Source organism: Pseudomonas sp. FBCC-B1565 (genome assembly GCF_059133265.1).
In genome coordinates this window covers 2440600-2453177 of record NZ_CP101438.1, presented here as the reverse complement: position 1 = coordinate 2453177, position 12578 = coordinate 2440600, and the positions used below count along the sequence as shown (strand labels likewise).

General features: G+C 59.1%; 12 protein-coding genes. 5 read left to right on the top strand and 7 right to left on the bottom strand.

The genetic code is table 11. The annotated features are described in order from the left end of the window. Positions 1–56 precede the first annotated feature (56 nt). The 3 genes from NL123_RS11585 to NL123_RS11575 all read left to right on the top strand — a co-directional run bounded on the left by NL123_RS11585 (position 57) and on the right by NL123_RS11575 (position 1987). The gene (locus NL123_RS11585) at positions 57–608 is read left to right on the top strand and encodes a dihydrofolate reductase family protein (protein ID WP_248482406.1); all 552 of its coding nucleotides are present in this window, start codon (positions 57–59) and stop codon (positions 606–608) included. A 44-nt stretch (positions 609–652) separates the two neighbouring features. Then, a complete protein-coding gene (locus NL123_RS11580) occupies positions 653–1351 on the top strand; it encodes a Type 1 glutamine amidotransferase-like domain-containing protein (RefSeq protein WP_494357807.1) in 699 nt (232 codons plus the stop codon). Between the two features lie 300 nt (positions 1352–1651). Beyond that, on the top strand, positions 1652–1987 hold the full coding sequence (locus NL123_RS11575) for a DUF6124 family protein (protein ID WP_494357806.1): 336 nt from the start codon (positions 1652–1654) through the stop codon (positions 1985–1987). Positions 1988–2057: 70 nt separating this feature from the next. Here NL123_RS11575 and NL123_RS11570 read toward each other — a convergent pair whose 3' ends face one another. From NL123_RS11570 to NL123_RS11560, 3 genes are all read right to left on the bottom strand, one after another. Further along, positions 2058–2870 carry a hypothetical protein gene (locus NL123_RS11570; RefSeq protein ID WP_494357805.1) on the bottom strand — a complete coding sequence of 271 codons (813 nt, stop codon included), beginning with the start codon at positions 2868–2870 and terminating at the stop codon, positions 2058–2060. Positions 2871–3008: 138 nt separating this feature from the next. After that, entirely contained in the window at positions 3009–4397 is a 1389-nt protein-coding gene (gene cysS, locus NL123_RS11565; protein WP_248482413.1) for a cysteine--tRNA ligase, read from the bottom strand. Between the two features lie 21 nt (positions 4398–4418). Next, the gene (locus NL123_RS11560; protein ID WP_248482415.1) at positions 4419–6119 is read right to left on the bottom strand and encodes a glutamine--tRNA ligase/YqeY domain fusion protein; all 1701 of its coding nucleotides are present in this window, start codon (positions 6117–6119) and stop codon (positions 4419–4421) included. Positions 6120–6357: 238 nt separating this feature from the next. Here NL123_RS11560 and NL123_RS11555 point away from each other — a divergent pair, with 238 nt between their 5' ends. Then, complete coding sequence (locus NL123_RS11555; RefSeq protein WP_010209496.1) at positions 6358–6861, top strand: peptidylprolyl isomerase; 504 nt, start codon at positions 6358–6360, stop codon at positions 6859–6861. Further along, complete coding sequence (gene lpxH / locus NL123_RS11550) at positions 6858–7607, top strand: UDP-2,3-diacylglucosamine diphosphatase (RefSeq protein ID WP_248482417.1); 750 nt, start codon at positions 6858–6860, stop codon at positions 7605–7607. Before NL123_RS11555 ends, lpxH begins: the two co-directional genes overlap by 4 nt. A 156-nt stretch (positions 7608–7763) precedes the next feature. Here the strand turns inward: lpxH and NL123_RS11545 are convergent, their stop codons facing one another. The 4 genes from NL123_RS11545 to NL123_RS11530 are packed head-to-tail and all read right to left on the bottom strand — an operon-like array spanning position 7764 to position 12429. Next, positions 7764–9293, bottom strand: a complete 1530-nt coding sequence (locus tag NL123_RS11545) for a DHA2 family efflux MFS transporter permease subunit (RefSeq protein ID WP_058423856.1) — start codon at positions 9291–9293, stop codon at positions 7764–7766. Continuing rightward, on the bottom strand, positions 9293–10492 hold the full coding sequence (locus NL123_RS11540) for an HlyD family secretion protein (protein WP_248482418.1): 1200 nt from the start codon (positions 10490–10492) through the stop codon (positions 9293–9295). The genes NL123_RS11545 and NL123_RS11540 overlap by 1 nt, the downstream gene beginning before the upstream one ends. 15 nt (positions 10493–10507) lie before the next feature. Next, positions 10508–11959 (bottom strand): efflux transporter outer membrane subunit, encoded by a 1452-nt coding sequence (locus NL123_RS11535; RefSeq protein ID WP_248482419.1) that lies wholly within the window; start codon positions 11957–11959, stop codon positions 10508–10510. Next, positions 11956–12429 carry a MarR family winged helix-turn-helix transcriptional regulator gene (locus tag NL123_RS11530; RefSeq protein WP_494357804.1) on the bottom strand — a complete coding sequence of 158 codons (474 nt, stop codon included), beginning with the start codon at positions 12427–12429 and terminating at the stop codon, positions 11956–11958. The genes NL123_RS11535 and NL123_RS11530 overlap by 4 nt, the downstream gene beginning before the upstream one ends. Positions 12430–12578: the final 149 nt, after the last annotated feature.

Sequence of the window (12578 nt, the reverse complement as noted above, 5' to 3'; positions counted from 1 at the left end):
TCACGCGAGGATTAAATCAACATTAGCGTCCAAGCGCACAAAAAGGAGTTTTCGCCATGGATATCAAATGTTCGGTGTTTATCGCCGCCAGCGTCGATGGCTTCATCGCCCGCCCGGACGGTGATATCGACTGGTTGCACCGGCCGGAGTATGAAACCGCCAAGTTGAACGGTGTGACTTACGAAAGTTTCATCGCCACGGTGGATGCACTGGTGATGGGACGCAAGACCCTGGAGAAGGTACTGTCCTTTGCGGAGTGGCCCTATGAGGGTACGCCGGTCATTGCGCTCTTCCATCAGCCTCTGCAAATCCCTGCGCATCTGGAGGGCAAGGTCGAGGTCATGGCAGGAGACGTCACCTCACTCGTGGCAACGTTAGCCGAGCGCGGCATGAAGCACCTCTATATCGACGGAGGCCAGACGATCCAGGCGTTTCTTGAAGCGGGCCTGATGAATGAGCTGATCATTACGCGTATCCCGGTTTTACTCGGGCAAGGGATCCCACTCTTCAGCCAGATCGGTCGAGAACTTGAGCTTCGCCATATCGGCACGCATGAGTCGGACAATGGTTTTGTTCAAAGTCGGTATCAAGTGATGCAATCTTCATAGCGGCGGCAGACACTCACATCGCGCAAGACGGACAGGGGGTCAGGATGACTAAGCACATTATTGTTATCGGCGGCGAGTCCACCGAAGACATGCAGCGTATGACGCGTATCGATAAACATATCGTCGCGTCATCAGGCAAAACGCACCCTACTGTGCTCTACATCTCTACCGCCAATGGCGATGACCGAATCAAGATTTCCGATTTCACCACCAAATATGAAAGCGCTGGCTGCCGTGTAACCGCGCTGGCATTTTTCATTTCACCCTTCCCCAACGCCAATCATGTTTCATCACTCTTTGAGCAAGCCGACATTATTTACGTACCAGGCGGAAATACCCGCGCGATGTTGGCGATCTGGCGCGAATTTGCTGTAGTGGACCATCTGAAGAGGTCCTGGGAAAACGGCAAAGTCCTGTGTGGTGTCAGTGCAGGCGCCATTTGCTGGTTCGAGCATGGGCATTCCGATTCAGGGGGAGTGTTTGCGCTGGTTCACGGCCTGGGCTTGCTGCCAGGAGCACTGTGTCCGCATTTCAGCTCAGAAGCAGGAAGGGAAACCTCGTTTGTCGAGCTTGTTCAGCGTGAGGGTATACAACCTGCCTACGCGGTCGATGATGGCGTCGCTTTGCATTTCAAGGACGGCGAGTATCACGAGACCATCTATAACGACACAGCCAATAGCGCCTATAAAGTCAGTACAAGGCCACCCTACCTAGTACAGATATTGCGAACTTCAGGCGGGTAAGCGCCGCTAGGAAATTTCCGACAGCGTTTTAAGGTTTTCGCTCGGAAGATGGCTGCCTAATCTTCGGTGGTCGCTGCAAATTCAGCGACCGGGTTTCGCAGCCCGGTTAAACTCTAGACGCACAGCGTCCACCTCAGATAGCGGGCGCTTTTTTATGCCTGATGTTATGGCGGCTGTGCGCGGGATACCTTCGGGTATGCCGGGTGCCTAGAGTCCCGGTCTGCGAACCTGCGTACAGCTGCCACCCGAATGTCGTTTCGCAGCGATGGGTGGTGGCTCCAATACTCTAGGAGCTTTGCCATGATTAAAGACAGTCCGAATCCGCCGCTCGAATCAACCACGTTTCATAAGTCTGCTCATCGAGCGATTAAACATCATTTGAATCCCCCTCAAAGTCCAGAGCCGAGCACCGAAGGCGGTTGTCTCTTTGCCGTGCGTAAAGGGTTGGAAATCGAGACCCTACTTATCAACGTATCGGAAGATCTCACATCGATTCAGGCCCTAGCGAGCCACTTGGCTTTTGAGGTTGACGGAGCGCCACGTAGTGTTGCACTTGGCATCTGCCGAATATTGGAGGGTACTCAATTGTTGATGAACGACGCAGTCATCCAATGCGAGGCATCAGTTAGAGAGTAGAACTCGAAAAGGGACAGTTCTATGGTTTCAAATAGATCTGTCCCGCTCGAGTTTTACAAAAGGTTAAGCATCAATCTGAAAGACTGACTGTAATGTGTCTTAAGTCATTACAAGCAACGTAACCTTTTCCGTTACCGGAAACTCTGAGGGTTCCAAAAACCAGAATATAAGAACCCGCAAACTCCTCTAAGTCATCCACATCAAATCGCTCATGCAAACCATCGACAATTGCAGTGTCTGCAACAACACTCAAGTTTTCTCGCCCACCACTATTCAGCCAAAGGCTATTTTCTTGCCCATATCGAGCATCAGATAGCATCCCCCAATAGCCACGATACTCGCCGACATGGCCTCTATTGGCTTCATTAAACCTTACAAAAAAATCCCTCACGCGGAACTGCCCTTCTGGCAGGCCTATTATCTGATCTGAATTTCGAAATTGCTCAGACACCATCAAGTTTCTCAGGAGGGTACTCAGCCGCCTGTGCATTACAGGGCTTCGTCTTCCACTTCCCGGGACAAAACGGCCGCCTTGACCATTTGGATCAATAGGATTGTCAGGGATTGGGTGAACGATTTCTTGAGCCCCGTAGCCGAAATCAATTTCTATGCGTTCACCAGGATTAATCTGTTCTTCCTGATCATTCCCCGGATTCCCTCGCCTTCTACCTTCTGCAGCCGCAAACTCGCATCCTGGTGTGTGAGGTCGTGCACCAAAGCATGCAGCCTGTCCACTTCGAGATTCCTTCCTAAAAAAAGCTGGGGCGCCACATTGAACACAAACCAATAGGCGCCGTAACCCCTCAATCCGAGAATCACCAAGCTGTTCAAAATTATGTGCCGTATACGTATTCCCATCAGCTATGCATCTTGCAACATCCATATCTATGACTCTCCTATTGACTTACACCAATAATGTCATAGAGCCACTTATCGTCAACCCCATCTAGGTCAAACATACTATTCGTATGCAAAAAAACGCCCCGAACCAGTCGGGGCGTTTTCATTCAGCGTTTACCAATCAAGCCTGATCCGCCAACCGCCACGTCGTCCCACCCTTCCCGTCTTCCAACACCACACCCATCGCGGTGAGTTGGTCGCGGATACGGTCGGATTCCGCCCAGTCCTTACCGGCACGCGCCGCCAGGCGCGCCTGGATCAGCGCATCGACCTCAGCCGCATCCACACGCCCTTCGGCGCCGGCTTGCAGGAAGTCCTCAGGCTTCATTTGCAGAACCCCAAGCACACTGGCCAGCTCTTTCAGGCGCGCCGCCAGGCCGGCCGCTGCGTCGAGATCGCTCTCGCGCAGGCGGTTGATCTCGCGCACCATCTCGAACAGCACGGCGCAGGCTTCCGGGGTGCCGAAGTCGTCGTTCATGACCTCGGTGAAGCGGGCCACGAAGGCTTCGCCGCCGGCCGGCGCTACGGTCGGCAGGCCTTTCAACGCATGGTAGAACCGCTCCAGGGCGCCCTTGGCGTCCTTGAGGTTGTCTTCCGAGTAGTTGATGGCGCTGCGGTAGTGGCTCGATACCAGCAGGTAACGCACTACTTCCGGGTGGTACTTTTCCAGCACGTCGCGGATGGTGAAGAAGTTGTTCAAGGACTTGGACATCTTCTCGCCATTGATGCGAATCATGCCGCAGTGCATCCAGGCGTTGGCGTAGGTCTTGCCGGTCGCGGCTTCGCTCTGGGCGATTTCGTTTTCATGGTGCGGGAACTCGAGGTCGCTGCCGCCGCCATGAATGTCGAAAGTCTCACCCAGGCAGCAGGTGGACATCACCGAGCATTCGATGTGCCAGCCAGGACGCCCGGCGCCCCATGGCGACTCCCAGCTCGGCTCGCCGGGCTTGGTGGCTTTCCACAGCACGAAGTCCAGCGGGTCCTGCTTGGCTTCGTCGACTTCGATACGCGCGCCGATGCGCAGGTCTTCGATTTTCTTGCGCGACAGCTTGCCGTAGCCCATGAACTTGGCGACGCGGTAGTACACGTCGCCATTGCCCGGCGCATAGGCGTAACCCTTGTCGATCAGGGTCTGGATCATCGCGTGCATGCCCGGGATATGGTCCGTGGCACGCGGTTCCATGTCCGGCTTGAGGATATTGAGGCGGGCCTCGTCCTCGTGCATCGCGGCGATCATGCGCTCGGTCAGCGCGTCGAACGACTCGCCGTTTTCGTTGGCGCGGTTGATGATCTTGTCGTCGATGTCGGTGATGTTGCGCACATAGGTCAGGTCATACCCACTGAAACGCAACCAGCGGGTCACCAGGTCGAAGGCAACCATGCTGCGGCCGTGGCCGATGTGGCAGTAGTCGTACACGGTCATGCCGCACACGTACATGCGCACCTTGTTGCCGTCCAGCGGCTTGAAGACTTCTTTGGTCTTGCTGAGTGTGTTGTAGATCGTTAACACGACAATTCCCTTAAGACAGAATCACTGACCCCACGAATCACGCAAGGTCACGGTACGGTTGAATACCGGGCGACCTGGTTTCGAGTCCTTGATATCCGCGCAGAAGTAACCTTCGCGCTCGAACTGGAAACGGTCTTCCGGCTGTGCGTCGCCAAGCGATGGCTCGGCACGACAACCCGTAAGTACTTGCAGGGAGTCAGGGTTGATGTTGTCGAGGAAACTCGCGCTGTCTTCGGCCTTTTCAGGGTTCGGCGAGCGGAACAGGCGATCGTACAGACGCACTTCGCACTCGATGCTGGCCGCTGCCGGCACCCAGTGGATCACGCCCTTGACCTTGCGGCCTTCGGGGTTCTTGCCCAGGGTGTCCGGGTCGTACGAGCAACGCAGTTCGACGATGTTGCCATCGGCGTCCTTGATCGCTTCGTCGGCACGGATCACGTAGCTGCCACGCAGGCGCACTTCGCCGTTCGGCTCCAGGCGTTTGTAGCCTTTTGGCGGCTCTTCCATGAAGTCATCGCGGTCGATGTAGATTTCACGGGCGAACGGCAGCTTGCGCACGCCGAGTTCTTCTTTCTGCGGATGACGCGGCAGCTCGAGGTTATCGACTTTGTCTTCCGGGTAGTTGGTGATCACGACTTTCAACGGACGCAGCACGCACATGGCGCGTGGGGCGTTGGCGTCGAGGTCCTGGCGGATGCTGAACTCAAGCATGCCGTAGTCGACCACGCCGTCGGAACGGTTGGTGCCGACCATCTCGCAGAAGTTGCGGATCGACGCAGGCGTGTAGCCACGGCGACGGAAGCCCGACAGCGTCGACATGCGTGGGTCATCCCAGCCATGCACATGCTTTTCATCAACCAGTTGCTTGAGCTTGCGCTTGCTGGTGATGGTGTAGTTCAGGTTCAGGCGGCTGAACTCGTACTGACGAGGGTGCGCCGGCACCGGCAGGCTGTCGAGGAACCATTCGTACAGCGGGCGATGGCTTTCGAACTCCAGGGTGCAGATCGAGTGGGTGATGCCTTCGATGGCGTCCGACTGACCGTGGGTAAAGTCGTAGTTCGGGTAGATGCACCACTTGTCGCCCGTCTGGTGGTGATGGGCGTGGCGGATGCGGTACATGATCGGGTCGCGCAGGTTCATGTTCGGCGAGGCCATGTCGATCTTGGCGCGCAGTACGCGGGCGCCGTCCGGGAACTCACCGGCGCGCATGCGGGCGAACCAGTCGAGGTTCTCTTCGACCGAACGGTCACGGAACGGGCTGTTCTTGCCCGGCTCGGTCAGGCTGCCACGGTATTCCTTGGCCTGCTCCGGGGTCAGGTCGTCGACGTAGGCCTTGCCGGCCTTGATCAGCTCGACGGCCCAGTCGTGCAGTTGGTCGAAGTACTGCGAGGCATAGCGCACTTCACCGGACCATTCAAAGCCCAGCCATTTCACGTCGCTTTCGATGGCGTCGATGTATTCCTGGTCTTCCTTGGCCGGGTTGGTGTCGTCGAAACGCAGGTGCGTGACGCCGCCGAATTCCTGGGCCAGGCCGAAGTTCACACAGATCGACTTGGCGTGACCGATGTGCAGGTAGCCGTTGGGCTCTGGCGGGAAGCGGGTGACGATCTGCGTGTGCTTGCCCGAATCCAGGTCCGCCTGGATGATCGGGCGCAGGAAATTGACCGGGACGGCAGGTCCGGCCTTGGAATTCGAGGTAGGGTCGACAGTGGGCTTGCTCATAGGATCCTTGAACAGACAAGTACGTGGCCGGGCTAGGCCGACAAAACAAAGGGCTTATCATAGCTGATGCTGTCAAGCCGCTGACAGGGTTGCGGTGCATTTAACGCACCAGTGGTAAAAAACCACCTCGAAATTCCTGCAGGTCACGCTAAACTGCGCGCCTTGGCCGCAGTTTCGCCATACCGGTCGTGGTGCCCAGGCACCCAAATCCACGAATTCCCTGAAAAGAGTAGTGAACATGACTCAAGTCAAACTGACCACCAACCACGGTGACATCGTCATCGAGCTGAACGCCGAGAAAGCGCCGATCACCGTCGCCAACTTCATCGAGTACGTGAACGCCGGCCACTACGAAAACACCGTTTTCCACCGTGTCATCGGCAACTTCATGATCCAGGGCGGCGGTTTCGAGCCTGGCATGAAAGAAAAGAAAGACAAGCGCCCAAGCATCCAGAACGAAGCGGACAACGGCCTTTCCAACGACAAGTACACCGTCGCCATGGCCCGTACCATGGAGCCGCATTCGGCCTCCGCGCAGTTCTTCATCAACGTGGCCGACAACGCCTTCCTGAACCACAGCGGCAAGAACGTGCAGGGCTGGGGCTACGCGGTATTCGGTAAAGTCACCGAAGGCCAGGACGTCGTCGACAAGATCAAAGGCGTGCAGACCACCGGTAAAGCCGGTCACCAGGATGTTCCGGTAGAAGACGTGATCGTCGAGAAAGCCGAGATCGTTGGGTGATATTGCTGATTTCAGATTTGCATCTGGAAGAGGAGCGCCCGGACATTACCCGGGCGTTTCTGGATCTGCTCCACGGCCGCGCCCGTGGCGCCCAGGCGTTGTACATTCTGGGGGACTTCTTCGAAGCCTGGATTGGCGACGATGGGATGACACCCTTCCAACGCTCCATTTGCGCAGCCCTGCGCGAACTGAGCGACAGCGGCACCCCGATTTTTATCATGCACGGCAACCGCGATTTCCTGATCGGCAAGGCGTTCTGCAAAGCCGCCGGCGCCAGCTTGCTCAAGGACCCGAGTGTCGTGCAGCTGCATGGCGAGCCCGTGCTGTTGATGCACGGCGACAGCCTCTGTACCCGCGACGTCGGCTATATGAAGCTGCGGCGCATCCTGCGTAACCCGATCGTGCTGTTTATCCTGCGCCACCTGCCCTTGGGCACACGCCACAAGCTGGCGCGCAAGCTGCGCAGTGAAAGCCGTGCGCAGACACGCATGAAGGCTAACGACATCGTCGATGTAACGCCCGAGGAAGTGCCACGGGTGATGCAGCTGTTCGGCGTGCGCACCCTGGTCCACGGCCACACCCACCGCCCCGCCATTCACAAGTTGCAGATTGGCGACCAGGCGGCCAAGCGGATTGTGCTGGGGGATTGGGACAAGCAGGGCTGGGCGTTGCAGGTGGATGAGCAAGGGTTTCAGTTGGCGGCGTTTGACTTCGTCAATCCGCAATTGGCGTTGCCCGGCGCCTGAACCTCAGACACCACAAATCCAATGTGAACAAAGATCCAAATGTGGGAGGGGGCTTGCCCCCGATGGCGGCGGCACACTCAACATATTTGTTGGCTGAACCACTGCTATCGGGGGCAAGCCCCCTCCCACATTGAATTGTATTTCAACCTTTACTGATCAGTGGCCTGAGGCTTCCGGCCCTGCCTTGGCGCCAAACGGCGGCTTCGCCAGCCACACCAGCAGCATCAACCCCATGAACATCCACCCCAGCAACGTGAAGTAATCCACGGTGGACATCATGTACGCCTGGCTGGTGAGGATCTGGTCCAGCTGCGTGTAGGCCTTCTGCCCTGCCCCACCGAGCGCCTGCAAGGCATCGCGGGTCGCCGAGTCGTAGGTGGTCATGTTCTCGCTCATGTACGCATGGTGCTGGTCCGCCCGGCGAATCCAGATCCAGGTGGTCAGCGACGCCGCGAAGCTGCCGCCCAGGGTACGCAGGAACGTGGCCAGGCCCGCGCCATCGGCAATCTGGTGCGGCGGCAGGTCGGACATCAAGATGCTCAAGGTCGGCATGAAGAACAGCGCCACGCCAATCCCCATGAACAGCTGCACCAGGGCAATGTGCTGGAAGTCCACCTCATTGGTGAAGCCTGCGCGCATGAAGCAGCTCAAGCCAATCGCCAGGAACGCCAGGCCCGCCAGCAGGCGAAGGTCAAACTTGTGCGCGTACTTGCCCACGAACGGCGACATCAGCACCGGCAAAATACCAATCGGCGCCACCGCCAGGCCCGCCCAGGTGGCGGTGTAGCCCATCTGGGTCTGCAACCACTGCGGCAGGATCAGGTTGATGCCAAAGAAGCCCGCATAGCCCAGGATCAGCACGATGGTACCGATGCGGAAGTTGCGGTAGGCGAATAGCTTCAAGTTGACCACCGGGTGTTTGTCGGTGAGCTCCCAGATGATGAACACCGCCAGGGCAATCACCGAAATCGCCGCGCCCACGATAATGAAGTTGGATTCGAACCAGTCCAGGTCATTGCCCTTGTCGAGAATGATCTGCAAGGCGCCCACGCCGACGATCAAGCTCAGCAACCCGACGTAATCCATCGGCTGATAACTGGTCTGCACCGGACGTTTCTTCAACTGCGAACGCACCACCATCACCGCAAAGATACCGATGGGCACGTTGATGAAGAAAATCCACGGCCAGCTATAACTGTCGGTAATCCAGCCGCCGAGGATCGGCCCGGCAATCGGCGCCACCACCGTGACCATCGCCAGCAACGCCAGGGCCATGCCGCGCCTCGCCGGCGGGTACACGGCGATCAGCAGTGTCTGAGTCATCGGGTACAACGGCCCGGCCACCAGGCCTTGTATGACGCGAAAAGCGATCAGCTCGGGCATCGACGTGGAAATACCACACAGGAACGAGGCCAGTACAAACAGCATCGTCGCCCACAAGAACAGCTTCACCTCGCCAAACCGCCGGCTCAGCCAACCGGTGAGCGGCAAGGCAATTGCGTTGCTCACCGCAAACGAGGTGATGACCCAGGTGCCCTGCTCCGAACTCACGCCCAGGTTGCCGGAAATGGTCGGCAACGCCACGTTGGCGATGGTGGTGTCGAGCACCTGCATAAAGGTTGCCAGCGACAGGCCAATGGTGGCCATCAACAGGCTGGGTGGCGTGAAGGAGGCGTTATTGCTCATCAGCGTTGCACAGCCTTGGGCGCGGCGAGGCTGTTGTCATGGATCAACTGGGTGATCATGGCGTCGGCCTCGGCGAGTTGGCGGTCATACACGTTGGTGCTGAACGAGGCTTTCTGCGGCGCCTGTTGCGCCAGTACCGGGCCGCTCTGGTCATGCAGGTCGACCTTGACCAGGGTGCTCAAGCCCACGCGCAGCGGGTGCTTGGCCAGTTCTTCGGCATTGATGTGGATACGCACCGGCACCCGTTGCACGATCTTGATCCAGTTACCCGTGGCGTTCTGCGCCGGCAGCAGCGCAAACGCGCTGCCGGTACCGGCGCCGAGGCTGTCGATGGTGCCGCTGAATTTCACGTCGCTGCCGTAGATGTCCGACTCGATGTCCACCGGCTGGCCAATGCGCATGTCACGCAGTTGGGTTTCCTTGAAGTTGGCGTCGATCCACAGCTGGTTCAGCGGGATCACCGCCATCAAGGCGGTGCCCGGTTGTACGCGTTGGCCCAATTGCACGGTGCGCTTGGCCACATAGCCGGTGACCGGTGCGATCAAGGTGCTGCGCGCATTGGCCAGGTAGGCCTGGCGCAGTTGCGCGGCGGCGGCCTGCACGTCCGGGTGGGAGCTGATCACGGTGTCATCCACCAGCGCGTTGGTGGTTTTCAGTTGCTGCTCAAGGTTGGTCAGGGCGTTTTTCGCGGCAGTCAGGCTGTCACGGGCGTGGGACAGTTCTTCCTGGGAAATCGCCCCGCCCTGGGCCAGGGTTTTACGTCGGTTGAAGTTGTCCTGGGCAGTCTGCACGTCGGCTTTCTGCGCATTGACCTGGGCCTTCATGCCGTCGACGTTGCTGTACAAACCACGCACTTGGCGCACGGTGCGCGCCAGGTTGGCCTGGGCACTTTGCAGGCCCACTGCGGCATCGTTAGGGTCAAAGTTGATCAGCACCTGGCCTTCGTGGACCAGGTCGCCATCGTCGGCGCCGATGCTGACCACGGTGCCGGTGACCAGCGGGGTGATTTCCACCACGTTGCCGTTCACGTAGGCGTCGTCGGTGCTTTCGCTGAAGCGGCCGTAGAGCTCGTACCAGCCCCACACGCCGACCACGACGAGGATGACGATCAGCGCCAGGCCGATCAGCATCACTTTGCGTTTGCGTGGGTTGTTGTCTTTGGGTTGTTCGGTTGCGTTGGTGTTTTCGGCAGTGGCCATGACAAATACCTCAAATTATTCCGTGCGTGTAGCTGGGGTGGCCGCTGCCACGTTGTCGGCGCTGTAGCCGCCGCCCAGGGCCTGCATCAGTTGAATCGACAGATCGATCTGCGCGGCATTCAGGGTCGCCAGCTGACGCTGGGCCTGCAGCAATTGCTGCTCGATGCTGAGCACATCCAGGTAGTTACCGATCCCGGAGCTGTAGCGCTGCACGCCGGTGTCGTAGGACTGCTGGGCAATGTCCGCGGCATGTTGCTGGGCCTGGATCTGCCGACCGGTGTCGCGCAGTTGCGAAAGGGTGTTGCCGATATCGCCCAGGGCTTGCACCAGGGTTTTGTTGTATTGCGCCACGGCCAGGTCGTAGTCGGCGTCGCGGGCGTCGAGGTCGGCACGCAGGCGGCCGCCGTCGAAGATCGGCAGCGAGATCGTCGGCGCAATGTTGAAGAAGCGGCTGGCCGAGCCAAACATCGCATCGCCCAGTAACGACTCGGCCCCGGCGCTCGCGCTCAGGTTGAGGTTGGGGTAGAAGCGCGTCTTGCTGGCGTCGATATTGCGGCCCGCCGATTCGACCCGCCAGCGTGCGGCGATCAGGTCCGGGCGGCGGCCCAGCAGCTCGGCCGGCAGCACCGAGGGCACGGCGACAGCGCTGGGTTTCAGCACGTTGGGCCGGGCCAGTTCACTGCCACGGTCCGGGCCTTTGCCGAGCAGCACGGCCAGGGCGATCTTGGCGCTTTGCAGTTGTTTCTCTGCGTCGATCAGTTGCGACTGAGAGCTGGCTTCCAGGCTTTCGGTCTGCTGGTACTGGTACTGGCTGTCGATACCCGAATTCAGCCGGCGTTTGCTCAGGTCGAGCATCTGCCGGGTACGCTTGAGGTCATCGTTGGCCAGGTCGCGCACGATATGGGCCTGGCCCAGGTCGCTGTAGGCCTTGGCCACGTTGGCGGCCAGGGTCAGGCGCGCGGCCTGCTGGTCGACCTGGGCGGCACGCGCTTCGCCCAACGCGGCTTCCCAGGCAGCACGCTGGCCGCCCCAGAGATCGAAGGTGTAGTTGAAGCTGGCGCCGATATTGCGCACGGTCGAGTAGGCATCGCCCTGCCCGCGTGGGTCCTGGTCTTTGGCCAGGCGTGAGCGGCTCACACCGGCGCTGGCATCCAGGGTCGGCAGGCGCGCTGCGTCGGCGGCGTAGGCGGCGGCTTCGGCCTGGTGGGCACGGGCGCTGGCCACTTGCATGTCGGGACTGTTTTGCAGGGCTTCCCGAATCAAGCCATCAAGCTGCGGGTCACCGAGGCTTTTCCACCAGTCGGCGGTCGGCCAGGCAGCGCTCGACAGGGTCACGCCGCTCAAGGTTTTACCGGTTTGCAATGTGCTGGCGTCGAGGCGTTTGCCTTGGGTGTCGAGGCCGCTGTAGTTGGCGCAACCGGCCATGTTCATGGCCACCAGCACCAGGCTAAGTGCGCGTATGTTCATTCTTTACCTACCCGCTGGATGACGATGGCGTCACCGGCAGCTATCAGAATTTTCTTGAGGATCCGCTCCAGGGTCTGCAACTCGCCGGGCTCCAGGGCGCCGGCCAGTTCGTTCATCGACTGGGCGCCGATGTGCGGCAGCATGTCCGCCAGGCGCTGGCCGTCTTCGGTGAGCACCAAGCGCACCTGGCGCCGGTCCTGCTCGGAACGCTGGCGTGCCAGCAATCCCTTTTGTTCCAGGCGGTCGAGCATGCGGGTCATGGAGCCGCTGTCCAGGGACAGGTTGCGGCACAGCTCCGCCGGGGTATCCACATCGAACTGGGCGATGATGATCAACACCTTGAACTGCGCAGCGGTCACGCCGTGCGGCTCCATATGGGTGTCGATAATGCGGTCCTTGAGCAGCGCCGCGCGGCCCAGGAGCAGGCCGAGGTGACAGTTGCGAAAACTGTCAGGAGTGAAGTGAGACATCGGAAGTCACCTTATTACTGCCTAGGCAGTGAATGTATGACAAGATGTTACTGCTTAGGCAGCGAATGTCAAATGGAATTATTAGCTTGCTTGGTAGTTGGCGGATGAGTGGTGGGGTTCTAAGGATTGCCTGATGGGGTGTGACGCCT

Bases quoted from the DNA above. Each gene is read 5' to 3' on its own strand.
- NL123_RS11585 (WP_248482406.1), top strand. From the start codon at position 57: ATGGATATCAAATGTTCGGTGTTTATCGCCGCCAGCGTCGATGGCTTC.
- NL123_RS11580 (WP_494357807.1), top strand. From the start codon at position 653: ATGACTAAGCACATTATTGTTATCGGCGGCGAGTCCACCGAAGACATG.
- NL123_RS11575 (WP_494357806.1), top strand. From the start codon at position 1,652: ATGATTAAAGACAGTCCGAATCCGCCGCTCGAATCAACCACGTTTCAT.
- NL123_RS11570 (WP_494357805.1), bottom strand. From the start codon at position 2,870: ATGGATGTTGCAAGATGCATAGCTGATGGGAATACGTATACGGCACAT.
- NL123_RS11560 (WP_248482415.1), bottom strand. From the start codon at position 6,119: ATGAGCAAGCCCACTGTCGACCCTACCTCGAATTCCAAGGCCGGACCT.
- NL123_RS11555 (WP_010209496.1), top strand. From the start codon at position 6,358: ATGACTCAAGTCAAACTGACCACCAACCACGGTGACATCGTCATCGAG.
- NL123_RS11545 (WP_058423856.1), bottom strand. From the start codon at position 9,293: ATGAGCAATAACGCCTCCTTCACGCCACCCAGCCTGTTGATGGCCACC.
- NL123_RS11540 (WP_248482418.1), bottom strand. From the start codon at position 10,492: ATGGCCACTGCCGAAAACACCAACGCAACCGAACAACCCAAAGACAAC.
- NL123_RS11535 (WP_248482419.1), bottom strand. From the start codon at position 11,959: ATGAACATACGCGCACTTAGCCTGGTGCTGGTGGCCATGAACATGGCC.
- NL123_RS11530 (WP_494357804.1), bottom strand. From the start codon at position 12,429: ATGTCTCACTTCACTCCTGACAGTTTTCGCAACTGTCACCTCGGCCTG.